The sequence below is a fragment of the Streptomyces sp. NPDC050448 genome (assembly GCF_040655295.1).
Taxonomy (GTDB): domain Bacteria; phylum Actinomycetota; class Actinomycetes; order Streptomycetales; family Streptomycetaceae; genus Streptomyces.
Window position 1 is genome coordinate 130187 of sequence record NZ_JBFAJR010000004.1, and the last position, 22696, is coordinate 152882.

The 22696-nt window shown below is 70.0% G+C and carries 21 protein-coding genes and 2 tRNA genes; 6 read left to right on the forward strand and 17 right to left on the reverse strand.

Annotated elements, in window-relative coordinates:
* Window positions 1-28: 28 nt before the first annotated feature.
* Together AB0I68_RS07260 and AB0I68_RS07265 are read right to left on the reverse strand one after the other, a co-directional pair.
* Window positions 29-358, reverse strand: a complete 330-nt coding sequence (locus AB0I68_RS07260; protein ID WP_363176224.1) for a TfoX/Sxy family protein — start codon at window positions 356-358, stop codon at window positions 29-31.
* A gap of 25 nt (window positions 359-383) precedes the next feature.
* The gene (locus AB0I68_RS07265; protein ID WP_363176225.1) at window positions 384-833 is read right to left on the reverse strand and encodes an SRPBCC family protein; all 450 of its coding nucleotides are present in this window, start codon (window positions 831-833) and stop codon (window positions 384-386) included.
* A 207-nt stretch (window positions 834-1040) separates the two neighbouring features.
* Here AB0I68_RS07265 and AB0I68_RS07270 point away from each other — a divergent pair, with 207 nt between their 5' ends.
* The gene (locus tag AB0I68_RS07270) at window positions 1041-1847 is read left to right on the forward strand and encodes a DUF2182 domain-containing protein (protein WP_363176226.1); all 807 of its coding nucleotides are present in this window, start codon (window positions 1041-1043) and stop codon (window positions 1845-1847) included.
* Here AB0I68_RS07270 and nrtS read toward each other — a convergent pair whose 3' ends face one another.
* From nrtS to AB0I68_RS07285, 3 genes are all read right to left on the reverse strand, one after another.
* Window positions 1848-2129, reverse strand: a complete 282-nt coding sequence (gene nrtS / locus AB0I68_RS07275) for a nitrate/nitrite transporter NrtS (protein ID WP_363176227.1) — start codon at window positions 2127-2129, stop codon at window positions 1848-1850. It abuts the gene before it with no gap.
* Window positions 2126-2746, reverse strand: coding sequence for a DUF1326 domain-containing protein (locus tag AB0I68_RS07280; protein WP_363176228.1), 621 nt, complete (start codon window positions 2744-2746; stop codon window positions 2126-2128). The genes nrtS and AB0I68_RS07280 overlap by 4 nt, the downstream gene beginning before the upstream one ends.
* 437 nt (window positions 2747-3183) lie before the next feature.
* On the reverse strand, window positions 3184-3648 hold the full coding sequence (locus tag AB0I68_RS07285) for an alkylmercury lyase family protein (RefSeq protein WP_363176229.1): 465 nt from the start codon (window positions 3646-3648) through the stop codon (window positions 3184-3186).
* A 214-nt stretch (window positions 3649-3862) separates the two neighbouring features.
* Between AB0I68_RS07285 and AB0I68_RS07290 the strand changes: the two genes are divergently transcribed.
* Entirely contained in the window at window positions 3863-4531 is a 669-nt protein-coding gene (locus tag AB0I68_RS07290) for a rhodanese-like domain-containing protein (RefSeq protein WP_363176230.1), read from the forward strand.
* Between the two features lie 302 nt (window positions 4532-4833).
* Here AB0I68_RS07290 and AB0I68_RS07295 read toward each other — a convergent pair.
* The 5 genes from AB0I68_RS07295 to AB0I68_RS07315 all read right to left on the reverse strand — a co-directional run bounded on the left by AB0I68_RS07295 (window position 4834) and on the right by AB0I68_RS07315 (window position 10306).
* A tRNA-OTHER gene (locus AB0I68_RS07295) sits at window positions 4834-4916 on the reverse strand.
* Between the two features lie 139 nt (window positions 4917-5055).
* Window positions 5056-5487, reverse strand: coding sequence for a hypothetical protein (locus AB0I68_RS07300; protein WP_363176231.1), 432 nt, complete (start codon window positions 5485-5487; stop codon window positions 5056-5058).
* A gap of 28 nt (window positions 5488-5515) precedes the next feature.
* The gene (locus tag AB0I68_RS07305) at window positions 5516-6913 is read right to left on the reverse strand and encodes a hypothetical protein (protein ID WP_363176232.1); all 1398 of its coding nucleotides are present in this window, start codon (window positions 6911-6913) and stop codon (window positions 5516-5518) included.
* 221 nt (window positions 6914-7134) lie between these two features.
* The gene (locus tag AB0I68_RS07310) at window positions 7135-9879 is read right to left on the reverse strand and encodes an AAA family ATPase (protein WP_363176233.1); all 2745 of its coding nucleotides are present in this window, start codon (window positions 9877-9879) and stop codon (window positions 7135-7137) included.
* 13 nt (window positions 9880-9892) lie between these two features.
* A complete protein-coding gene (locus AB0I68_RS07315; RefSeq protein ID WP_363176234.1) occupies window positions 9893-10306 on the reverse strand; it encodes a hypothetical protein in 414 nt (137 codons plus the stop codon).
* 321 nt (window positions 10307-10627) lie between these two features.
* Here AB0I68_RS07315 and AB0I68_RS07320 point away from each other — a divergent pair, with 321 nt between their 5' ends.
* Complete coding sequence (locus tag AB0I68_RS07320) at window positions 10628-10930, forward strand: trypco2 family protein (protein ID WP_363176235.1); 303 nt, start codon at window positions 10628-10630, stop codon at window positions 10928-10930.
* Window positions 10931-10969: 39 nt separating this feature from the next.
* Window positions 10970-14590 (forward strand): serine protease, encoded by a 3621-nt coding sequence (locus tag AB0I68_RS07325; protein WP_363176236.1) that lies wholly within the window; start codon window positions 10970-10972, stop codon window positions 14588-14590.
* A gap of 227 nt (window positions 14591-14817) precedes the next feature.
* On the opposite strand, the gene AB0I68_RS07330 is transcribed toward AB0I68_RS07325, so the two are convergent.
* Window positions 14818-14891 (reverse strand) — tRNA-Pro (locus AB0I68_RS07330).
* Between the two features lie 117 nt (window positions 14892-15008).
* Here AB0I68_RS07330 and AB0I68_RS07335 point away from each other — a divergent pair.
* Entirely contained in the window at window positions 15009-15632 is a 624-nt protein-coding gene (locus AB0I68_RS07335; protein ID WP_363176237.1) for a DUF309 domain-containing protein, read from the forward strand.
* Window positions 15633-15764: 132 nt separating this feature from the next.
* On the opposite strand, the gene AB0I68_RS07340 is transcribed toward AB0I68_RS07335, so the two are convergent.
* From AB0I68_RS07340 to AB0I68_RS07355, 4 genes are read right to left on the reverse strand one after another with little or no spacing between them, the layout of a single operon-like run.
* Entirely contained in the window at window positions 15765-16154 is a 390-nt protein-coding gene (locus AB0I68_RS07340; protein ID WP_363176238.1) for a VOC family protein, read from the reverse strand.
* A gap of 5 nt (window positions 16155-16159) precedes the next feature.
* Window positions 16160-16795, reverse strand: coding sequence for an LUD domain-containing protein (locus AB0I68_RS07345; protein ID WP_363176239.1), 636 nt, complete (start codon window positions 16793-16795; stop codon window positions 16160-16162).
* Window positions 16792-18342 carry a lactate utilization protein B gene (locus AB0I68_RS07350; protein WP_363176240.1) on the reverse strand — a complete coding sequence of 517 codons (1551 nt, stop codon included), beginning with the start codon at window positions 18340-18342 and terminating at the stop codon, window positions 16792-16794. Before AB0I68_RS07350 ends, AB0I68_RS07345 begins: the two co-directional genes overlap by 4 nt.
* Window positions 18339-19094 carry a (Fe-S)-binding protein gene (locus tag AB0I68_RS07355; protein ID WP_363176241.1) on the reverse strand — a complete coding sequence of 252 codons (756 nt, stop codon included), beginning with the start codon at window positions 19092-19094 and terminating at the stop codon, window positions 18339-18341. Before AB0I68_RS07355 ends, AB0I68_RS07350 begins: the two co-directional genes overlap by 4 nt.
* A gap of 18 nt (window positions 19095-19112) precedes the next feature.
* Here AB0I68_RS07355 and cobF point away from each other — a divergent pair, with 18 nt between their 5' ends.
* Window positions 19113-19865 (forward strand): precorrin-6A synthase (deacetylating), encoded by a 753-nt coding sequence (gene cobF, locus AB0I68_RS07360; protein ID WP_363176242.1) that lies wholly within the window; start codon window positions 19113-19115, stop codon window positions 19863-19865.
* A gap of 6 nt (window positions 19866-19871) precedes the next feature.
* Here cobF and AB0I68_RS07365 read toward each other — a convergent pair whose 3' ends face one another.
* Window positions 19872-21020 carry an aminotransferase class V-fold PLP-dependent enzyme gene (locus AB0I68_RS07365; protein ID WP_363176243.1) on the reverse strand — a complete coding sequence of 383 codons (1149 nt, stop codon included), beginning with the start codon at window positions 21018-21020 and terminating at the stop codon, window positions 19872-19874.
* Window positions 21021-21081: 61 nt separating this feature from the next.
* Complete coding sequence (locus AB0I68_RS07370) at window positions 21082-22695, reverse strand: alpha/beta hydrolase (protein WP_363176245.1); 1614 nt, start codon at window positions 22693-22695, stop codon at window positions 21082-21084.
* Between the last annotated feature and the right edge of the window lies 1 nt (window position 22696).

Here is a 22696-nt window from a genome sequence, read left to right on the forward strand (position 1 = left end):
ATGAGGCGGCCTTACGGCAGTCCGGCGTTCACTTGGGCGGCAGGCCTGCGGCGAAGGCCCGGCCCGTATCGATCCACTCGGCCAGGGGCCCGTCCTCCACGAGGGCCGAGGCGTCCACGACGACCCAGCCGCGCATCGGCCGGCCGGTGAAGTCGAAGATCCTCGCACCGGGGCGCGCGAGGGCGCCGGCCGTGGCCTGCGGACCGACGCGGACCATCAGATCGTCGCTGGTCACGCCCACGGCCATGTTGCCGTTGCACAGGAACACCAGACAGCCGAACATACGCTTCTCCGTGATGGCCCGATCCTCCCCCAGACGGTCCCGGATCCGCTCGGCCAGCCCTTCGTCGTACGCCATCTCGTTCCGCCCTCCGCATGCGCCGCTACGGCCCGCTCAGCCGCCGCTCCAGGTCCCGCAGGTCCTTGACCAGCGAGGATCGCACCTTGCGTGCCATGAACGGCGCCGCGAGACCGTACAGGCCGGAGGCGTCACCCTGGACGCGGATGCGGGCCAGGGTGACGCCGTCCGGGGTCGGGGTGAAGGTATACGTCACGTGCATCGGCATCGGGCCCGCGACCGACACCATGTCCAGCAGCCGCGGAGGCTCGTAGGCGGCGACGCGCAGCACGTAGTCGATCCGCTTGCCCAGGAAGTACGCGGTCCGCGTCACCTCGGCACCGATCCCGAAGCCGCCGCCGTCGGCCTGGCGGGTCAGTTCCGCCGTACGGATGCCCTGTGTCCACTCCGCGTCATGGCGCCAGTCCATCGCGAAGGCCGCGACCCGCTCGCACGGCAGCGGGATCACCCGCTCCGCCGTCACGTCGATGCCCATGCGCCGCCCGCCTCCGCCCCGTTCCGGTGTCCCCTCCATCGACCCACCCCGGCCCGGCACCGGCAACCGGACGCAAGCCGTCGCGCGCTCGGGGCCACTGCTGCTCGGCCGCCGGCTACTGCACCCCGGCCAACGCCGCAGAAGCCGTGGCACTGGCGCGCGCGGGCGCCGGTGTGCTGTCCTGGGAGTGCCTTTCAGGGAGGCGCCATGCGTTTCGTCACCGTGGAGAAGCAGCCGCTGCGGCCCGGGGTGTTGATGCCCGCGAGGGATCTGGCGGTGGCGTGGGGCCTGATCGTGGTGATCGCGGCGCTGGCCTGGGTGATCACGCTCGGGCAGGCCCGGGACATGGGGGTCGAGCCGGGCACGATGGGGATGGCGCTGCCGCTGTTCCTGCTGCTGTGGCTGGCGATGATGGCGGCGATGATGCTGCCCTCGGTGGCCCCGGTGGCGGTGACCTGGGCCAGGGGCATCGCCCGGCAGTCGAGCGGGATGACGAGGGCGGTGCGGATCACCGAGTTCCTCGGCGGGTACCTGCTGGCGTGGACGGCGTTCGGGTTGCTGGCGTACGGCGGGCTGGCGCTCACCGGCGGCCTGGTCGACCGCGACCCGCAGGCCGGGAAGTGGATCGGTGCGGCGGCCTTCGCCCTGGCGGGGTTGTACCAGCTGGGGCCGCTGAAGTACGTGTGCCTGCGGCACTGCCGCAGCCCGATGACCCAGCTGATGCGGTATGCGGACTTCCGGCCGCCGGTGCGTGACCTGCGGGTGGGGCTGCACCACGGCGGGTACTGCGTGGGCTGCTGCTGGGCGCTGATGGTGGTGCTGGTACCGCTCGGGATGATGAACGTGGCGGCGATGGCCGCGATTGCGGTGGTGATCTTCCTGGAGAAGCTGTGGCGGCGCGGCCCGCTGCTGGCCCGGGTGACGGGCGTGGCGTTCCTGGTGCTGGCCGTGCTGGCGCCGTTCCAGGACTGGCTGCTGCCGGCACTGACTCCGAGCGGGATGACGACGATGTGATCAGCGGTGATGCTGCTCGCGCCACATGGCCCGCCGGCTGCCGTAGAAGCCGGCGCTGGATACGCAGAACGGTACCGCGTAGTTGACCGCCACCCTGACCCAGGTGACGGGGGTGGCGGTGCCGGCGAAGAGCACCGATCCCTGGTTGACCAGGGAGAGCAGGGTGCCGACGACCAGGGCGATCGGGATGCACTTGGCCAGTGAGGCGTGCGAGAAGACGGTGCCGAGCAGAGGCGGAGGAGGCCCTTGCGGCCTCCTCCGCGGTGCGGCGGCGCGGTTCACATGCGCCCCTTGGGCGCCCCCGCCGCCGGCTCGCTGGTGAAGACGAAGTCGGCCTTCTCGCCGTAGACCGGTTCGAATTCCAGGCCGAAGGCGGACGAGTTGCCACTGGTACGGCCGATCTCGTACTCGGGGGCGAAGCCGAACAACGCGTTCTTGACCGTGGTCGGTGCGTCGTCGGCGCCGAGCAGCGGCTCGTACGTCAGCCGGGTGCGCCCGGCGACGCTCGCGCCCGGCCGCTCACCGTCGGTGAGCGAGACCTCGCCGCGTTCGGTGCCCACGAATTCGCCGATGAACTGCGCGAGTTCACCCAGCATGCCGCCCTCGCTGCCGGACAGGATCCGGCCGAGCGCGTCGGCCTGCTGGTCGCTGGCGCCGCTGTCGATGACGACCCCGACCTTCCAGTCGCCGGCCGTCAGGTGGGAGGGGAAGTGGAAGTAGAAGGCGAAATCGACCCCGGAGAGGTCGGCGTCGTCCATCCGCCCGTCGGCGATGTGGAACACCGCCGCGCCCCGGCACTCGGTGCCGCCGTGCCTGTCCCTCGGCTGGGCATCGACACTGCAGCCGCAGATCACGGCACACGAGCAGCTGACCAGGTACTGCCCTGAGATGGTGTACATGGAACCGGCTTCCTCTCGCTCAAGGACCCCGTCGTCCGGCCCTTCCGGACGGCGTCGGGGGCTGGGTGGGTCGGTGGTGAGCGGGAGGTGGACATGGTGATGTGCTCCGCTCCGCGGGATCGTCGGGGAGCGCCGGTACTTTCACGCTAGGCGTGCTCGATGTGGTCTGTAAACCGCCGGTTGCCGTCGCGGGGTGTCTCGATCGCGGGAACGACGCCCTACGGCAGGTCGCGGATGAGCGGCCTGCCAGCGGGTGACGAAGGGCTTCGTCCACGACGCCGCCCCAGGGCAGCTCAAGCCTCGGGTGCCGGGCACCCCGGGCAGGGCCCGCTCATGGTGGCACATGGTGCTGCTCCGGGTGCAGGGTGTGAGCCGACTTGCCTCACGGCCTCTTCTCCGTAGAGGCGGTGCCGCCGGGTCCGGTCGTCGAGGTCCTCTCAGGGGGTGAGCAAGGAAGTGAACGTCTGGCAGGCAATCTGCTCGGCACCGGCCTGGGAGACGACACGGCTGGGCACCTCCGGATGCGCTTTCATCCAGGTCCGTGCCGTCTCGTCACTGGTGAAGAAGTTCAACGCGTCGCAGCAGGCCGTGGCCGCCGGTCCGCCGCCGGGCCGCTGGCCGACGAACACCACAGTGCTCGCGGGTTCCCAGCTCAGGATCCCGGCGGTGGCAGTGACCCCGACGGTTTCGCCGGTCACGGGGGCGGCGGAGGAGATCACCACGTCCTGGTCGAGCATCGTAGGGATACCGAGGGCATCGATCGCACACATCGACCACACCTCCGCGCCTCCCGCGACACGGACCCGGTGGCGGGTGGCGGTGGCGGAGACGGGGTACGCGGCACGGATGTGCCCCCGCGCGTCAAGGGTGAGGAAGTCCTCCTCGGCCAGCTCCGCCAACACCGCGCCGACTCCCGGCCGGCCTCCGCGGCGACCGCTGCCAGAGCCTCCTGGCCGGGTGCGCTCCCGGTCGCGCCGAAGGAACGCAGCACCCGCTGGTGCACCGCCCGCAGGCCCCTCTCCGCGGGCGCGCGCCGCCAACGGCCGGCTCTGCCGACGACGTCCAGCGGCTGCGGGGCACAGCAGTCCGAGGCTGCGCTGCCCGCGCTCGTGGATCGTGAACTCCGCCGCCCGCACCGACCTCCTCGGCGCCCACCGGACCGAGGCACTCGCCCGCGCCCAGTACCGATCGCTCCGGAGCCTGGCCGAGCTCCCGGACCACACCGCGCTCTGGCCCACCCACGGGGCCGGCTCCTTCTGCTCCGCCGTTCAGGGCGACGAGCGCACCTCCACTATCGGCGCGCAGAAGCAGAGCAACCCGCTGCTCGCCGCTCCCGACGAGGACACCTTCGTGCGGCAGCTGGTGGCGGGCCTGGGCGCCTACCCCGGCTACTTCGACCGCCTCGCAGAGGCCAACCGGCGCGGGTCCGCCGTCCTGACCTCCGCCCCGCTGCTCCCGGCCCTCGACGCCGGGCAGGTCAAGGCCCTGCCGGCCAGTGGTGGTCAGGTGGTCGACGTACGCACGGCGGCCGACTACGCGGCCGGCCACATCCCCGGAGCCCTCATCGCCTCCGTCTCCGACCACGCCCATCCCGCCTGGCACGCCAACGCGCTGGGCACCTACCGCTTCTGGCGCGACATCGGCTATGCCGCCGGTGCCCTCGTCGCCGGAATCCTCGCCGACGCCTTCGGGCTGAACGCCACCGTCATCGCGGCGGCCGTCCTCACGGCCGGCTCAGGACTCCTCGTGGCCCGCTGGATCACAGAGCACCCCACCCACCGCTGACCAGAGGGCCGGAGGGCGCGACTCCAGCTGACGAAGAACGAGCGGCGCGTCTTCGCCACCCAGCTCCACTGCCCGCCGTGGGAGATCGCCCCCTCCAGAGTCTGCGCCGCCCCGATCCACCGCTGCGGACCCCGCAGCCCATGGCCTGCACCGACTCCGCTCCCGCGCCGTTGCCGGGTTCAGCGCCACGGCCGACCGGCCGCAGACCAGACGTGCGACCACATTGCGACCACCACGGCTCCGGACGTACGAAAGGCCGCCTTCTCATTTCTGAGAAGACGGCCTCCGACCTGCATGAAGCATGGTCGGGACGACAGGATTTGAACCTGCGACCCCTTGACCCCCAGATCGATGGGTCGGAGAAAAAATCGTGACATACGCCCCAATCTCAGGGTGCACAGCGTGTACTTATGCACCTGCCGTGCGCCCATCGACGTGGGCGGTGGTCCCCAACTGGTCCCCAAGGTAGGCCACCTGACCTCGACCCGCCGAGCCGTCTCGGACCGTTGGGCGGGGGCGGCGAGTCAGGGAGCGGTGTGGAGCCGCTTCCTTTCGGCCCGGCGGCGAAGGTCGCTGACGACCTCACGCCAACGCCAGCTTCCGTCCCAGTTGCCGTTCTCGTGGCCGCCGGGCTCCCAGTCCGCGAGCTCGTCCAGCTGCTTGAGCAGGGCTTCCGGTTCGACAGGAGCGCGGTAGGTGCGCTCGTCGTCGAGTTGGCCGGCGACGTCGTGGAGTTGGTGGGCTGCGCGATAGTAGGAGAGTTGGGTGTCGGTCAGCCGGCGCGCAGAGTAGCCGCCACACTTGCTGCACCAGTCCCAGTCATCACGGGCCAGCAGGTCGGAGAGGCTGAGGAGGTCGTCGCTCTGCGCGATACCTCTGTCCCGTGTGTGCCGGCAGAAGGGTGAATGTCCCTTGCCTTCGAACGCGGGATCCGCGTTCGTGGCGTAGATCTGCACCGGTCCCAGAACGCCCAGTGGTAGGCCGCTACCGCCGCGCCAACGGTCGGTGCTGGGCGCAGCCCTGCGCGACGCGCTTCTCGATGGCCTTGAGGGGCAAGACCTCCGCTCCTCCGCTCGTCGAGAAGACGATGTAGAGCTGGTCGGCGGCGTACGAGAAGTTACGCAGCGCCCGCAAATGAGCAAGGGTAACCGGCTGGCGATCGAAGACAGCGGTGTCGTCGAAGACCCCGGGGCGCACGGAGCCGGGTTGTGCCTGGGGGACGGCCTCCGCCGGCGCGGCTTCGGCCCCGCGCTCGCAGGCGAGGGCGCTCGAGGATGCAAGGAGTCTGTCGGCGACGAAGGTCGGGACCTTCAGCGTCAAGGTGCGTCGACTCCAGTCGGCGGTCACGGTCCAGGTCACCAACACCCCGAGGGTCCACCGATCCAGGCCGTCCAGGACATCGCGTACATCCCCGCGCGAAGGCTCCTCCGTGTCCTCCGGCAAGCGCGCCGTGACCCACACCGTCGGTGTCGAATCCGTCGCCGCAGCAGCGGCGCGGGCCTCGTACTCCCACGACTGGATCAGGCGGGCCGCTCCTTCCAGAGCTTCCGCGTGCCCCTTCTTGTTGGACCTGATGCCCTCCACCAGGTCATAACGCCTGAACGCCCGGGATGCCGGTCCCTCCCAGCCCCGCTCGGCCGCATACTGCCACCTGCGCCATAGCGCGCTCAGGCCAATGGAGATCTGACTGCGGTTGCCGAGCACCGCGAAGGCATGATCGTCGGCGGGCAACGTGGGCGTGTCCAGTGCCGCAGCTGCTGCGGCTACAACGAGACCGGCCGGCTCCACGAAGAGGGCCGCCTGCGCCCGCAGGGTCTCAAGGTAGCCCTCCTTCGCCAACAGCTTCGGCCGCGCCCAGACCGTCAGCCAAGGGAAGTGGGCGATGACGGCCTGCGCTCGGTGCAGGCTCCCCGCGGCATGACGCCAGAGGGACAAGACCTGCTCCTGCAGCTCGTCGGCGTCCCTACGCGCTTCCCACCGCCCGTCGTCGTCCTCGTCATCCTCGTCCGCAGCATCCCGCTTCGAGCGCAGGAGCTCGGCTGCGGCCCGCACCTCGTCCTGAGTCCAGTACACGTCCTCGTCCGGCTCCGCATAAGCCTGCAACTGGTGAAGCAGTCCCACGCCGCCGAGCGCCCCCATGAGGATGCCCAGCCCGGACGTCGGCCGCGCCCTCGGCCCCCAGTCCGCGCAACCCGAGCAGAACCGGTCCACCACGTCCGCGTTCAACGGGACCTCGGTCTTCGTCACGTTGGCCGTGCGGAGCTGGCCGCATTCCCTATGGACATGCAGTCTGGCGTTCTTGCCCCTCGCCGAGTAAACGGTGATCTTGGTGCCCTCGAACGGCCCGAGCTGTACGTCGGCTGTCAGCATGCGGTCGCGCACGAACTCCCCCTTCTCCTGCCTTGCGAGCTTAGGGCCGAGCACTGACACTCGCCGCCAGACGAAGAACCCTTCACCCTTCCGGTCGGCGACTGCGCAAGTGCAACCGCATACCGGCGTACCTGAAGTAGCGGCAACTCCCGCCGAAGGTCGGGCGGGAGGTTGATCCCCGGGAGACCCACGCGCTCAGGACCCCTCACACCGGTATCTGAGGTCGCCGCCTGCTACCAGAGCACCCTCGCACGACGCTCACTATTGAATCCGAGACCGTGTCGATAGATCTCTGGCACCCAGTAGCGTCCGTCGGACCCCTTGCTGAAAACTCCGGATTCGATCAGGAGGTCCGCATCCGCAACGGTCAGCTGGACCTGCTCGAGCTCGAACGGAACCAGGACAGAGTGGCCGAGTCCCTGCATGTGCACCAGCAGCCGGCCAATCTCCTTGTCCTCCTCCCCAACTGAAGCGATCTTGTTCCTGCTGCATTCGAGCAAGGCCTTACGCATTGCGGTGGGGACGAGCACGCGATCGTCCACCGTGTCGTTGTATTGCTCGGATTTCTTGGCCGCTGTCGCGAGGAACATGACTACGTCTCGCGCCTGCACCTGGCCGTTGAAGTCCCCGAGAGCCGCAGGGACCCACAGGTGGGAGCGTGCCTCGCGAGACTTCGCGCTGCCCATCTTCCAACCCCACACCTGGATGAGACTGTCGATCAGCTCATCCGCCGAGAGATCGGTGATCCCGGAGAGCGGAACTGGTTCGGGCATTGCTTCGGCGTGTGCAGTCACCCAGAGCGCAAGACGCAGCGCCTCGTCCTTGCTCCAATGCAAGGCGTAGTGATCGTATCTACCGAGGAGCTGGCCGCTGTTCTGCCGAACCGCCCCGGTGACAAGGTCGCGCCGAACGAAGACCACGAGGCCGAAGGGCCGGCCGCGCAGCGAGCGAAGCCATCCCAGGACGTCGATCAGCAAAACCCTCAATGCAGTGCGCTTCGTATCGCTGTCCAGGTTCTGCATGAGGTCCTCGAGGCCGTCGATCACGAAGACCGCCTTGGCCCGTCGACCAAGATCGATCAATGCCTCTTCTGAAGTCCGCTGCTCGGAGACTTCCAGTCCGCAGGCCATAGCCAAGCATTCCAGCCAAAGACTCCGCCAGCCGAGTTCATCCTGACCATCGAGCCTTCCCAGACCAGCCTTCAGTCTGTCCGAGATACTGGATGCGGTGACATCCCGTGGCGGCAAGTCTTCGTGTGCCGAGGCGAAGGCATCACGCAGGTCCTGTGGCTCGAGATCCCCGTACTCCAGGTTCGCTGACTCCAGAACAGGAACGATGGGCGCTTCGACCGTGACACCTCTGATCCCGGACTGCTCCGCGAACGTCTGCCATGTCCGCGCGGCACATGCCTTCGCGTACATGAAAGTCTTGCCCGCTCCCTTCGCCCCCACTACGAGGGCCTGCGGCAGCTCGGTCCGGTGGTCAGCAAGCAGACGACGGAGTGGTTCCGTCACGAGGAATCCGCCGGCCGAGGAGAGCCCGCTCTGTTCTGCATAGACGAGTTTGCCCGCGGTCCGAGCGAGATTGCGCCGCAGTTGACCGTAGTCCACCGCTGCCCCGGGCACCGATCCAGCCGTGGTGCGGGTTGCGGGGGCCGGGAGGAGGGACTCGAGTCCGTCGGCGACTCCACACGACGAAATCACGTCCAACACCGCATCCCAGGAGGAAGGAAGTGCGAGAAGCTCCTCCCTGAAGGGGCTCAATACTGGCTGGGCAAGCAGCGCTGCATCGACGGTTTCAGTGTCGTCTCCGTCAGTCCCCGCCGGTCTGCGAAGCGCAGCTCCCAGAGCTACCGAGAGCATGCTGCGCGCAGCATCGGCCTGAGCAGTGTGAGTATCCATCCGGTATTGGGTGACAATGACCGCCGTCGCAGGGTCGGTACCTTGAACGGTGGGCGCTTTTCCTCCAAGCTGTTGAACCATCAGTTCCGTGCCGGCCAGAGACTGATGACTTAGCGTAGTCACGAAGATGCGCTGAACCCTAGGGTCGAGAAGCACCGGAGCAGACAGTTCAGAAGCACCCGCTCTGAGGTCGACGACCACCGTGTCCACCCCGAGCCGTGCTCCCAGAGCTGCCAGCGCCTCCGTCACGAAGTACACCGACCTCCCAGGGGAAAGAAGGTCCGCCGGCTCGATCCGAGGCGGAGCCAACGTCACACGGCGGCTCGACGGCATGACAGTGACGCTCCCGCCACTCGCATAGTGGCCGGCCTGTTGATTGGGCAGATAGGCGGTTGCAATGTCGACCGCAGTCGCAGAGTCGCCGTTCTCCGCGCCCTGGAGAAGGGTGATGAAGTCCTCGTAAGTGAAGTCGCACTGTCCACCCTGCTCCTTGTGCATCCAGGTGATACCAGGGGCCTCCAGGTCGGCGTCGATCAGCAGGACTTTGCCCCCGCTCCGTGCCAGTCGGTCGGCGACTGCCACCGCGTGTACCGTACGCCCAACTCCCCCTTTGAAGGAGTGGAATGCCATGAGCTGCACATCGTCAGCAAAAGTCGGCGCGTCAGGCCGGCGAAGAGGTTCTGCCAGCTGACGCGTGATGTGCTTCTCCCGAAGCAACGGCACGCGTCTCCTCGCCACACCAGGTTGCTCAGCGTCCACGCTGAGTTCGACCCGCAATCCGGTGAACTCGGTGGTCCGAGGATCATCGAGCCCGAGCAATAGGTCGCCGTCAACCCACCCGGCCGACCCGGTGCCGAACACTGCGTCCAGCCAGCGCTTCACTGTTTCGGGCTCGACAGCACTCCTGGTGACCAGTTCCAGACAGTCCCACCAGCCGTCCGCCGCGACGAGCCAGTCGGGCCACTCCCCCGCCAGAGCCAGCCTGGTCAAATGCTCATCCACATCCACCCAGCTGAAGAGGTGGCTAGGAGGCACGATTCCGCTGTCCATGATCTCCAGCTTTCCCAGTTCTGCCACGACTCGATCCCCCTCAGTCCTGCTCGCACCATGAGATGAGCTCGTCCAGCAGGTCACGGGCCTTCTTCTCGTCCTCGACGTGCAGTTTCACACCATAACGCCAGGCCTGATGCAGATCGGCTAGGGCCACGTTCACTCCGGGGTGCCCGGCAGCGCGGCAGTTCTTCATCCCCTTCAGCGCAGTTCCCAGACGCCGCGGCAGGCCTAGGTCCCTTGCCAACTTCCAGAGATCGTGTGTCGGCTCGAGATGCGAAGTGTCCCGAAGGCCTCGGCGCGCCAGCACCCTCTCCTTGAGCGCGCACTCCGCTGCATAGAAGAGAAGGAGGCAGGAAGTGACCGTATCCCCGCTGTCCGCCACCTTGCCCGCACTGTCTCGCAACTGCGTCCGCCGTTTACGGAGCGCAGCCACCCCCACGTGAAGCACCATGCCGCACATCATCGCACCGCAACTGTTGCCACGACGCCGATGTGATCAAACGTCCGAAAGAGGCCCACCTGCACTACAGCTGAGGCACCGCCACCGAACAGGCCGAGGTCCGACGAGGGTTCATTGAATACTCTCCCGGCCAGGCCTCAAAGAGCGCGAGCTTCCCCTCCTCTTCCTCGCAGTCGTCTGGTTCTGGCGCCGATCCCCCTGCATTTTCGGCCCGGCCCTCTACCATGGTTGGGTGATCACGTAGGCCGTCTCCTACCACCATCTCCGTACGGGGACGATGGCGGCCGGGAGCGGTTCGGAAGAGGGGGACTGGTGGAGATCGGCCTGGCGGAGACAATCAAGGCACTGCGTGGTGAGTTGGCGCAGGCGATGGCAGACGCCGAGGGTCAACCGGTCCGGCTTCGAGTGCAGTCGGTGAAGCTAGACGTACAGGTCGCGGTGACAGCATCGGCAGAGGCCCAGGGCGGGGTCAAGTTCTGGGTGCTGTCGGCTGGCGGTAAGGCGACTGGGGGCGTCTCTGCCACGCACACCGTGTCCTTGGAACTCTCGGCCGAGACGGCCACCGGCGGCTCCGTCCTGACAGATTCGGGGCGTGGGGCCGTTCTGGAGGACTGACCTCGTGGATGAGTCGGTCCTCCGAGAGTGGCGTCGGCTGTGGCTGATGTGATCGCTGCGCAGCAGCCCCTGGAGCGCGTGGCCATGGTGGTGCGCCGCGGATCCGACGGCGTCCCTCGATTCAGTGCTTCCGGATTCATACTCGCCTCACGACTGGCCATCTGCGCTGGCCACGGCTTTACCCAGCCGGGTGACAGCTATGAGGTGAGGCTTCCGGGGGAGCCCACGCAGAGGCTTCAGGTCACCGCGGTGCTGCGTCACCGGATCGACGAGGTGGACCTGGCCCTCCTGGTTCTTGGGGAGGGCGGGCCCGTCATCCCTCCCGCCCTGTGGGGCGTCCTGCCCCGAACCGTGCAGGCGGTACCGTTCATCGCGATCGGGTTCCCCAACCACGCGGCGCGTCAGGATGTGCCGAAAACGCGTCAGTTGACCGGGGCAATCCTTCTGGGCTCCTTCCTGGGGAGCCACGAAATGGAGCTGTCCCTCAGCAGCCCTGCGCCGTTGGACTCAAGCGGATCTCCCTGGCGGGGGTTGTCCGGGGCAGGGGTCATCACACAAGACGGCGTTCTCGTCGGCGTGTGCACGAGCCACCACGTTCCATCCGGCGCGGCGAGCCTCACCGCGACCGACCTCTCCCAGGTGTCCCGAGATCCTGAATTCGTGCGCCTGTTGGCCGAGCACGGGGTGGTGCCGATGCCGCCGGGGGACGTCGTACCGACGCCGTTCGACCCAGCCGTGCGCGGTCGCGTACACACTCATGCCGAGGTCATGCGGCGCCTGCTCGGACGACGCAGCTTTCTCGACGAGGAGCACCTGCCCTTCATCCATCCTGGGATGGACCACGCATCGCATCCGGACCACCTGTTCGCCCGGCTGAGCACTGGCCGTTCACGAGGGGCACTGCTGGTCGGACCAGCCGGTTCGGGCAAGACGCGGACGTGCTTCGAGGTCGCGCACCGGGCGGACCGCGCGGGCTGGCAAGTCCTTCACGTCCAGCCCGACAGCGCCGTGACGGTCGACGACGTGGCCGCATCCATTTTCTCGTGCGCCCGCCGACGGGTGCTGCTGATACTGGACTACCTCGACGCCTGCTCACAGGTCGACCTGCGCGTCCTCGCCGAAGTGCTGATCCCCGAGGCCAAGCGACGTGGCGTGACCGTGGCGTGCCTGGCCTCTGTGCGGCCCGGATCCCTGCACCACGTTCAGCTCCGTGGCAGCAGCCGAGTGCTCGACGAGATCTATGTACGAGAGGACTGGCCACACCAGTCCGCGATCATCGACCAGGTAGTCCGCCACGCGGCACCTGAAACCGTGCGCCGATGGGGGAACGAGGCGCTGTCCCAGATCTGCGGGCGGCGTCCGGTGATCGCGCTGTTGATCGCGCGGGCCATCGAGGAGCAGGGGCTGGCCCAGCAGGGGGTGGCGGCATCTGTCCGGCCTGGCGAGCTGCTGGACTGGCTGCGCGAGGGCATGCGCCGGGACGCGCTCGCCACGAGCCCCGCGCTCAGCCCCTCCCCCTTGGGTATGACCACCCCCGCCATCGAGCAGCTGGCCTTCACCGTGGCGGTCGCAGCGAGCCCGCAGTCTCGGATGGTCGTCGAACAGGCCATCGACACATTCCTCAGGGTGGCTGGTGGGCTGGCCGTTCCGTTCGGAGGGCGGCGTGTCGTCGACACGCTGATCTCTCTTGGGTGGCTCGATGAGGTTGGCGGTCAGCTGGTTGTGGTGCACGACATCGTCACCGACGAACTCCTGCTGCAGTCACTGATGCCTTCTCCCGGATGGAGCATCGACGCAGCCGCTGCCGGTGCGCTCTTTGACGCGTTCACGCGGCATGCACGTACATTCTCCGTATTCACCGGCCATCTCCGACGGCTGGCCGTCGACATGGCAGCGCATGGCCCCGCCCATCGGATCGCTGCCCTGGAACGCTTTTGCGGAGAATGGCTCACGGCCCAGGTGGATCCGCTCGGCCACCTCTTGGCGAACGCCGGTGACGACGGCGGCCAGGCGCTGCTGACGATGGTGACGAGCCGGCCCTGGCAAGGGTTCGACCGTTCTGTGTGGAACACGCTGGTTGCTCCCTGGCTCTCCCGCGCCGAGGCCAACCACACCGCGCAGCCGTTCCTAACCGCCGCCCTGAGAGGCATGGATCCCGCTCCTGCGTTCCTTGTCGAGGCTTCCGTCGGATGGCTCGTTCGCCGGGGCGGACAGACCGACACGGAGCATCTTCTGCTCGCACTGATCGAGCGCCCCGACCTTTCGCCGAGGTCCGAGGAACTGGTGGTCGACTGCACCCTCGCTTGGGTGTCTTCCCGGCCCGACTGGCGTCATACGCCCGCGCTGTTGAAACGCCTGCTCGGCATGGAGCACTCCAGGGATCGACTGGAGAGAGTGGTCGCGGGCGTACTGGCGTGGCTCACTCCGTATCGGTCCCTCGGGATCGCACCCGTGATCCGTGCGTTCCTGCAGCGTGCGGACATCGACACGGTCGCCCGCCGGAAGCTCGTGGACCACGGCCTCGTGTGGCTGCGTTCTGATCTGCGCCCGGGCTTGAACATCGGTCCGGAACTGTGTGCTCTGCTCGAGGACGACCACCTCCCGGACCCGAACCGCTCGACATTGATCCGAAGCGCACTGGAGTGGCTGGAGACTGGGCAGGTGTACCCAAGCACGGGCCGGGTCGTGCAAAGACTGCTGTCCACGGACCGGTGCCCGCCGGAGCTGCGTCCCAGGATGATCGCCGTCGCCCGTTGGTGGGCGGCTGAGGGCCCTGCCGGCCACCCGGCAGGCTCCCGCGTCCTTGGCACGTTGCTGTCCGCCGACAGCGTGGCGGACGCCGCCGCCCTTCTCCTGGAACGACTGAGGTCGCAACCTGACGCCCAGTCCGGCCCGGTCATTCTCCTTCGCCTGCTCATCCACTGCGAGGAACTCACCCAGGACCAGGCTCGGACCGCCACCACGCTCGCCTTCACGTGGCTCGACAGCCACCCGAAGCACGAGGCGTTCGGTTCCATTCTAGGCGCGTTCCTGCGCGTGCCGGACCTGCCGTCAGCACAGCTACAGCGTGCCATCCGTCTCGGATGCGCCGCGCTCCTCGCACATCCAGATGATCACGTGCTCATGGCCGTCATGCTCAGCCAGCTCGATGAGCTGACGCGCGATCAGGCACGGTCCCTCGCGGACGTCAGCCTGCGGTGGCTCGCCTGCCACGGCGGCAAGATCCAGCGCCCGGTGCTCGCCTCCTTCCTCACACGCCCAGACCTGTCCGTCGAGCAGGCACGCACCGGCATCGACATCGCTCTGGACCGTCTGAGCACTGACCGGTCGATGAAGTCCCGCTCCGTGCTCTCTGGTGTCCTGCGCCACCCGGCCCTCGACAAGGACCGACGATCCCGCGCCGTCGACAGCGCTCTGAGCTGGCTCGAAGAGCACGACATGGGGCCGAAGGTACGTCTGGTCATCGAGGACCTGCTCTCCCTCCCGGCGCTCTCGCCGAGCCAGAGAATCCACGTGATGCGCCTGGCAGCCAGCTGGTTGACCCGGCACGAAGAACTGCCCTACGCAGATCGCCTCCGCTCGGCGCTCGACGCGGAAACGCGGCGCGACGCCTTGCGGGAACAACTCGGAGTCGACTCAGGATCGCCTGCCCCGCGCTGACCGGCCTCGAAGGCTCTACGACAAGGCCGCCGCTGTCTACTGCGAATCCACCTGGCCACCATCGGCAGGCGCTCCGTCCATGCTGCCGACTTGCGGCCTGTAGTGCACCTTGACTGGGTCAAGAAGCGTTGCGGGACCTTGACACTGGTCCCCAACTGGTCCCCAAAATGATCAAGGGGCCGTTTCAGATTGCTCTGAAACGGCCCCTGACCTGCGACTCTTTCGAGTCGGGACGACAGGATTTGAACCTGCGACCCCTTGACCCCCAGTCAAGTGCGCTACCAAGCTGCGCCACGTCCCGTTGTGCTTCCGATTGGGCTTCCCACTTGGGGTTTCCGTCCCGGCGGCACATGCAGAACATTACCCCACGTAGAGGGGTGCGCATGCACCGGTTTCCGTCGGGAGGGAGGATGGCCGGGTGAACGTACGGGATCGGGACGGTGAGGGGCGGGCACGCAGCGCGCGGCCCAGGGACGGGCTGGGGCGGCCGCTGCCCTACGGGGAGCCGGGGGTGGAGCGGCAGCCCGAGGGGGTCGTGCGGACGCCCGCCGAGACGCTGGACGAGGCACAGCAGCTGCTGGACGCCGGGATGCCGTTCCATGCGCACGAGGTGTTCGAGGACGCCTGGAAGTCCGGCCCGGATGCCGAAGCCCCGCTGTGGCGCGGGCTCGCGCAGCTGGCGGTCGGGCTGACCCATGCGGCGCGCGGGAACTCCGTCGGCGGGGCCCGCCTGTTGCGGCGCGGAGCCGATGCCCTTGCCCTGGCCGGGCCGGACGCGGTCGCCCGGCCGGGGGAAACCGCCCGGGCCGGCGGGGCCGGCGCGGTCGGCGGGGCCGGCGCGGCCGGCGCGGTCGGCGGGGCCGGCGCGGCCGGCGCGGTCGGCGGGGCCGGCGGGGCCGGGGCTCCGTATGGGATCGACGTGCCGGGCCTGGTTCGCTGGGCCCGGGAGTTGGCCCTGCGGGTGGAGGCCGGGCCGACGGTCGACGCGGCGGCCGAGGCCCCGCGGCTCGCTTCACTGCCGGATCGGCCGGACCCCGCCTGACCTCGGGCGCCGGGCCGATGCCGGGGGACCGGGCGGCAGCCGATACGGCCGGCCGGGGCCGGGGCGGCGCAGGCCGGCGGACACGCTCCGCCGGGCTCCGGCGGCTGCCGATGCGGCCGGTCCCGTCAGGGCCTACGCGGGCTCGAGGAGGTCCCAGCGGTTGCCGTACAGGTCCTCGAAGACCGCCACCGAGCCGTACGCCTCGTGGCGCGGCTCCTCCAGGAAGCGGACGCCCTCGGCGGTCATCCGGGTGTGGTCCCGGGCGAAGTCGTCGGTGTACAGGAAGAAGCCGACCCGGCCACCCGTCTGGTCTCCGACCCGGGAGCGCTGGGCCTCGTCCTTGGCGCGGGCCAGCAGCAGCGCCGCCTCGGTGGCTCCCTGCGGGCGGACCACGACCCAGCGGGAGCCGTCCGGGCGCTCGGTGTCCTCGACGAGGGTGAAGCCGAGGGCGCGGGTGTAGAAATCGATGGCCTCGTCGTAGTCGTGGACGACGAGGGCGGTGAGGGCGATGTATGCGGACATGGCTCTCATTGTGCTGGTCCGGCCAGCAGGACCACCTCCAGGGTGCGGGGGCCGTGCACACCCTCCACCCGGTCGAGTTCGATGTCGCTGGTGGCGGACGGGCCGGAGATCCAGGTCAGCGGACGCGTCGGGTCCAGCAGGGGCAGTGCCTGCGGCACGGAGCCGACCACCTGGTCCGGGACCCGGACCACGCAGATGTGGTGGTCCGGGATCAGGGTGATGCGGCGCCGGCCCTGCCCGGGGCCGCCGTCGAGGACGATCGTGCCGGTCTCGGCGATGGCCAGGGCGCAGCCGGTCACCACGCTGTCCACCGCGTCCAGTTCGTACGGGGTGGAGGCGGCGCGGTCGGGGACCCGAAGCACGTCCGCACCGTCGAGCCAGTACGGGGGCAGGCCGGGCGGGACGAGGGCCGCGCGCGCGCCCCGCTCGGCCAGCAGCCGTGCGAGGAGCGGTGCGAGCCCGGCCTCGTCCGTGCGGTGGACCTTCGCGCGGTACTCGACGAGGTTGGCGGCGAGGAGGTCGGCCGTCCCGGCCGGGGTACGGGTGCCGTGGACCCGCAGGTAGTCCCGGGGGACGACGGGGTCGGGTCCGCTCGTCACCGCCCGGCGGATCCGGCCCAGGATGCGGTCCCTGCTGCTCATGCCCACCCTCCCCGATCTAGCCCGTTTCGCCGGTCTTGCCTGTCTTGCCTGTCTTGCCTGCCTTTCCGGACGTGCCCGTCGCCCTGGTCGCCGCGCTTCCGCGCCCACCAGTCCCGGAACGACTCCGCCGGGAGCTCCGGCAGCTCCCGGCTGTCCGTCCACGCCCGCCCCGGCCCCGGCAGCCGCCTCGGCCGCAGCCGCCGGGCCCGGGCCAGCAGGCGCTCCCCCGCGCGCAGCGCGCCGGGGCGGTCCAGGAGCAGCCGGGCCGCACGCATGGCGGCCCGTTCGGCGGTGTGGCCGTGGGCGGGGCGGACCCGGACGCGGATGCCCTCGCGGGTCACCGGGCCGCCCTGGGCCACCCGTTCGCGCAGGTGGACGAGGACCTCGGGGATGTCGATGGCGACGGGGCAGACCTCGTAGCAGGCCCCGCACAGAGTGGACGCGTACGGCAGCGAGGCGTCGATCTCGCTGCCGGTGCCGCGCAGTTGGGGGCTGAGGATGGCCCCGATCGGCCCGGGGTAGACGGAGCCGTAGGCGTGGCCGCCGGCGCGTTCGTACACCGGGCAGACGTTCAGGCAGGCGGAGCAGCGGATGCAGCGCAGGGCCTGGCGGCCCACCTCGTCGGCGAGGGTGTCGGTGCGGCCGTTGTCGAGGAGGACGAGGTGGAAGGCGGAGGGGCCGTCGCCGTCCGTCGTGCCGGTCCACATCGTCGTGTACGGGTTCATCCGCTCGGCCGTGGAGGAGCGCGGCAGCGTCTGGAGGAAGATCTCGAGGTCCCGGAAGGTCGGCAGGACCTTTTCGATGCCCACCACCGAGATCAGGGTCTCGGGCAGCGTCAGGCACATGCGGCCGTTGCCCTCGGACTCGAAGACCACCATCGTGCCCGTCTGGGCGACCATGAAGTTGGCGCCGGACACGGCGACTTCGGCGCGCAGGAACTTCTCGCGCAGGTGGAGGCGGGCGGCCTCGGCGAGCTCGCGCGGGTCGTCGCCGAGCCCGTCCGGCGCGGGGCGGCCCCAGCGGCCCATCTCGGCGGCGAAGACGTCCCGGATCTCGGCCCGGTTGCGGTGGATGGCCGGGACCAGGATGTGGGAGGGGCGGTCGTGGCCGAGCTGGACGATGAGTTCGGCCAGGTCCGTCTCGTACGCGGCGATCCCGGCGGCCTCGAGGGCCTCGTTGAGGCCGATCTCCTGGGTGGCCATGGACTTGACCTTGACCACCTCGCGCCGGCCCGTGGCCAGGACCAGCCCGGTGACGATCCGGTTGGCCTCGGCCGCGTCGGCCGCCCAGTGGACGGTGCCGCCCGCGGCCGTCACGGACTCCTCCAACTGGAGCAGGTAGCGGTCGAGGTGGCGGAGGGTGTGGTCCTTGACGGCCTTGCCCGCCGCGCGCAGCCGGTCCCAGTCGGCCAGCTCGGCGACGGCCCGGGCCCGTTTGTCGCGGATGGTGTGGGTGGCGCGGCGGAGGTTGGCGCGCAGCACCCCGTCCGCCACGGCCTCCCGTGCCGCGTCCGGGAAGGCCGGCATCCCCATGAACGTGTCCGTCATCGCAGCGGTTCCTCCTCCGTCGACGCCAGGATCTCGGCGAGGTGCAGGACCCGCATCCCGTGTCCCCTGCGGCGCAGGATCCCGTCGAGGTGGGCCAGGCAGGAGTTGTCGGCCCCGCACAGCACGTCCGCGCCCGTCCCGGCCGCGCTGCCGGTCTTGTCGGTGCCCATGGCCGCGGACACGTCCGGGTTCTTCACGGCGAAGGTGCCGCCGAAGCCACAGCACTCCTCGGCGCCGGGCAGCTCGATCAGGTCCAGGCCCTTGACGGCGGCGAGCAGCCGCCGCGGGCGGTCACCCAGCCCGAGGCCCCGCAGACCGTGGCAAGAGGGGTGATAGGTGACGCTGTGCGGGAAGTACGCGCCCACATCGGTCACCCCGAGGACGTCCACCAGGAACTCGGTCAGCTCGTAGACGCGCGGTACGAGGTCCTCGGCCAGCGCCGCCAGCTCCGGGCCCCGTCCCTCCTGCTCCGCCTGACGGCCGATGCGCGGGTAGTGGGTGCGGACCATCGCGGCGCAGGAACCCGACGGGGTGACCACGTACGGGTACCCCACGAAGGCCTCGGCGGTGCGCCGCAGCAGCGGTTCGCTCTCACGCCGGTAGCCGGTGTTGTACTGCGGCTGGCCGCAGCAGCTCTGGGCCGCCGGGAAGTCCACGCCGACGCCGAGCCGCTCCAGCAGGCGTACGACGGCGATGCCGGTCCGGGGGTACAGCGCGTCGTTGACGCAGGTGACGAACAGGGCGGCGCGCATGACGGGCAGAATAGCGGCGTGAAGAAGTTCTCAGTGATCGGCATAGGCGCGGGCGACCCGGACCACCTGACCCTCCAGGCGGTCAAGGCGATCGGCGCGGCGGACGCATTCCTCATCCTGGAGAAGGGCGAGGAGAAGGCGGATCTGACCGGGCTGCGGCGCGCGATGCTCGACGAGCACGCCCGCCCCGGCCACCGGCTCGTGGAGGGCCGCGACCCGGACCGGGACCGGACTCCGGACCGGTACGCGCCGACGGTGGACGGCTGGCGCAGCGCGCGGGCCGAGATCTTCGAGCGGTTCATCGCCGAGGACCTGGCGGACGGCGAGACCGGGGCCTTCCTGGTCTGGGGCGACCCCTCGCTGTACGACTCCACCCTCGCCATCCTCGACGAGGTGCTGGAGCGGGGCCGGGTGGGCTTCGAGCACGAGGTCGTGCCCGGCATCAGCAGCATCTCCTCGCTGCTGGCCCGGCACCGGACCAACCTGAACCGGGTCGGCCGGCCGGTCCAGATCACCACCGGGCGGCGCCTCGCCGAGGGCTGGCCGCAGGACGTGGACGACGTGGTGGTGATGCTGGACGCGCGGCACGCCTTCACAGCCCACCTCGACCAGGACCTCTTCATCTACTGGGGCGCCTACGTCGGCACCCCGGACGAGATCCTGGTCTCGGGGAAGCTGGCGGAGGTCGCCGGCCGGATCGAGGAACTCCGGACCGAGGCCCGCGCCCGCAAGGGCTGGATCATGGACACGTACCTGCTCAGGCGTGGCTGAGCCGCGTCATCCCACGTAGGCCGGGAGCTCGGTGGCCAGGCGTTCGTACTCCTCGGGGCGGTTGTAGACCTGCCCGCAGACGCGGATGCCGCCGCCGCCCGGCCAGGGCCAGACCAGCACCCGGATGCCCTGCTCCGCCGCGATCCGCTCGCGCAGGGCGCGGGCGGTCTCCGGGGTCTCGGCGGTGCCGGGCGGCAGCCGCAGGGCGCGCATCGCGAGGCCCTCGGTGTACGGGAGCGGGGTGAGCCCGGGGATCTCGGCGAGCAGGGCCGCGCCGTGGGCGGCGAGGGCGCTGTTGTGGGCCCGCACCTTCCCGGCGTCGAGCCGGTCGAGGAGGTCCAGGCCCTCGGGGGCGGCGAGCCAGCCGGTGTAGTCGGCGGTGGCGCGGTTCTCGACGGAGCGGGGGAACCCGTCCGCGTCCTCCCAGGAGGGCACCAGCGCCCGGACCCGGCTGCGGTGTCCGGGGGCGACGGCGAGGACGGCGCTGCCGGAGGGGGCGTACCCCCATTTGTGGAGGTTCCCGAACCAGAAGTCGGCGCCTCCGGCGAGGGGGTCCGCGACCATGCCGGGGGCGTGCGCGCCGTCGACGACGGTGGTGACCCCGCGGGCGGCCAGGTCGGCGAGCAGCCGGGGCGAGGCGATGAGCCGGGCGGTGGGCGAGCTGATGTGGTCGAGCACCGCCACCTTGGTACGCGGCGTCAGTGCGGCCAGGACGGTCTCGCGTACGGCGTCCTCGTCGGGCAGGTACGGGTCCAGGGCGACGGTGGTGACCCGGGCGCGGCGGGCGGCGGCCGCGACGACGGTGCCGTAGCCGTGGTCGGTGACGAGGATCTCGTCGCCGTCGGCGAACGGGACGGCGTCGAGCGCGAGGTTGGCGCCCTCGGTGGCGTTGGCGATGAAGGCGATGCCCTCGGGGTCGGCGCCGAAGTGCCGTGCGACGCGGGCGCGGGCTCCGGCGATCCGGTCCGCGGCGCCGATGAAGAAGGCGTCGGGATCGGCATGCGCCTCCTCGCGCAGGGCGGTCTGGGCCTCCTGGACGGGGATCGGCACGGCGCCGAACGACCCGTGGTTCAGATGGGAGACGGCGGGATCGAGCCGGAACAGGGCCCGCCCGCCGGGGAACTCGGCGGGCTGGATCGGCAGCGGCTGGTTCATGGGACCTCCGGGTGTGCGGCGCGGCTGTCGCCCGCATCATCGCGCCCGGAGCCATGCAAACCTAGGGGCCGATTTCGAACTTGGGCGGCCGGAGGCCCTTGAGGCAGCCGGTCTTCGGCGCGGTCGGAGTGTCGAAGAACGAGACGGCGATCTCTTGTGCGCACGTCGAGGTGGCGAACACCACGTGCGGCTCGTACGGGACCGTGACGACGGTGGCGTTGGGCAGGGTGCGGGCGACGTACGGGCCGTTTTCGGCCCCGGTCTGCGAGTCGAACCCGCCCGACAGGGCGAGGGTGGGGATGTCGCTCCGCGTGACATCACGGATCGAGGGCGCTGCCGCGGGGACGTTCCAGGCCTTGCAGTCCGGCCGGAGGAAGGTCAGCTGCGGGGCCTGGGCCTGCACCGAGCGCGGAAACGTCGGGAAGGCGTCCTGCCCGCCCTTGAGCGCCTGGGCCTGGGTTTCGTACGGGGTCCACTCGCTGCAGAAGATTCCGTAGACGAGCCCGTGCGCGACCCTGCCGATGGCCTGGGGGCTGAGCTTGCCGCCGGCCCACTGCTGTGCGATCCGCTGCGGTTTGCCGTGTGCCAGTTCGTCGAGGGCCCGGGGCACCTGGGGCGCCACGTGGGTGGCGGAGGTCATCCAGTTCACCAGGGCTCCGCCGTCCAGTACGACCTTCACCGGCTTCGGGTTGCCGGGGAGGGTGACGGTGGTCGTGACCGGTTTGGCTTCGAGTCGGCGCACGAGCCGGTCGAAGGTGGCCGACAGGTTCGGATAGCGGCGGTTGCAGGCGGGCTGGTCCGCGCAGGCCTTGAACAGGCCGTCGAAGCCTTGCCTGGCGGCGCTCCAGGTCAGGGCGGACCCTGCCGTGGACGGCGGCAGGATGCCGTCGATGCCGACCGACCGAAGTCCCTCCGGGTGCAGGCGCATGGAGACGAGCGCCAGGTGGGTGCCGTAGGAGATGCCGTACAGGTTCCACTGCTTGATGCCCAGCGCGGCGCGCAGGTCCGCGTAGTCCGCGGCGCTCTCGGTGTCGTTGTAGGCGCCGAGGTCGGCCCCGGTCGCCGCCAGTTTCTCGCGGCAGGCCCGCGTCGCGTCGACGTGCAGCCGCCCGGTGGACGGCGCGTCGTAGACGAGGCCGACGGCGCGGGCGTTGAACTCGTCGATGTTGGGGCAGGTGAACACCGGGTCGGCCGAGTACGTCCCGCGCTGGGACATGAAGATCACGTCGCGGTCGCGGTTCAGGCCGCCGTCGATCGCCATCTTCGCCTCCCCGACCGCGTCGTCGCCGGGTCCGCCGGCCAGCCACACGATCGGGTCGGGCTTCGGCTCGGCGGACGCCGCCGACACGATCGCGACGCCGAGGGTGATCTTCCGGCCGTCCGGCTTGCTGCGGTTCTCGGGCACGGTGAGCGTTCCGCAGCGGGCCCCTTGGAGCGCGGCGACCGGCTCCGGCGTCTTCGGGCAGGGGCCGGGCTCGAAGCGGGCGTCGCCCACCGTCCGGGCCACCGTTCCGATCGGCGCGCCGGTGCCGGGGGACGGGGTGGCCGTGCCGTGCTGCGCGTGGACGGGTGTGGCCAGCAGGCCCGTGATGAGGATCCCGGTGGCCACCGCGGCCGACCTGGCGTGCAGCCGTGGTGCGGCGGGGCGACGACGGGGCGCGTGGTCGAGAGCCATC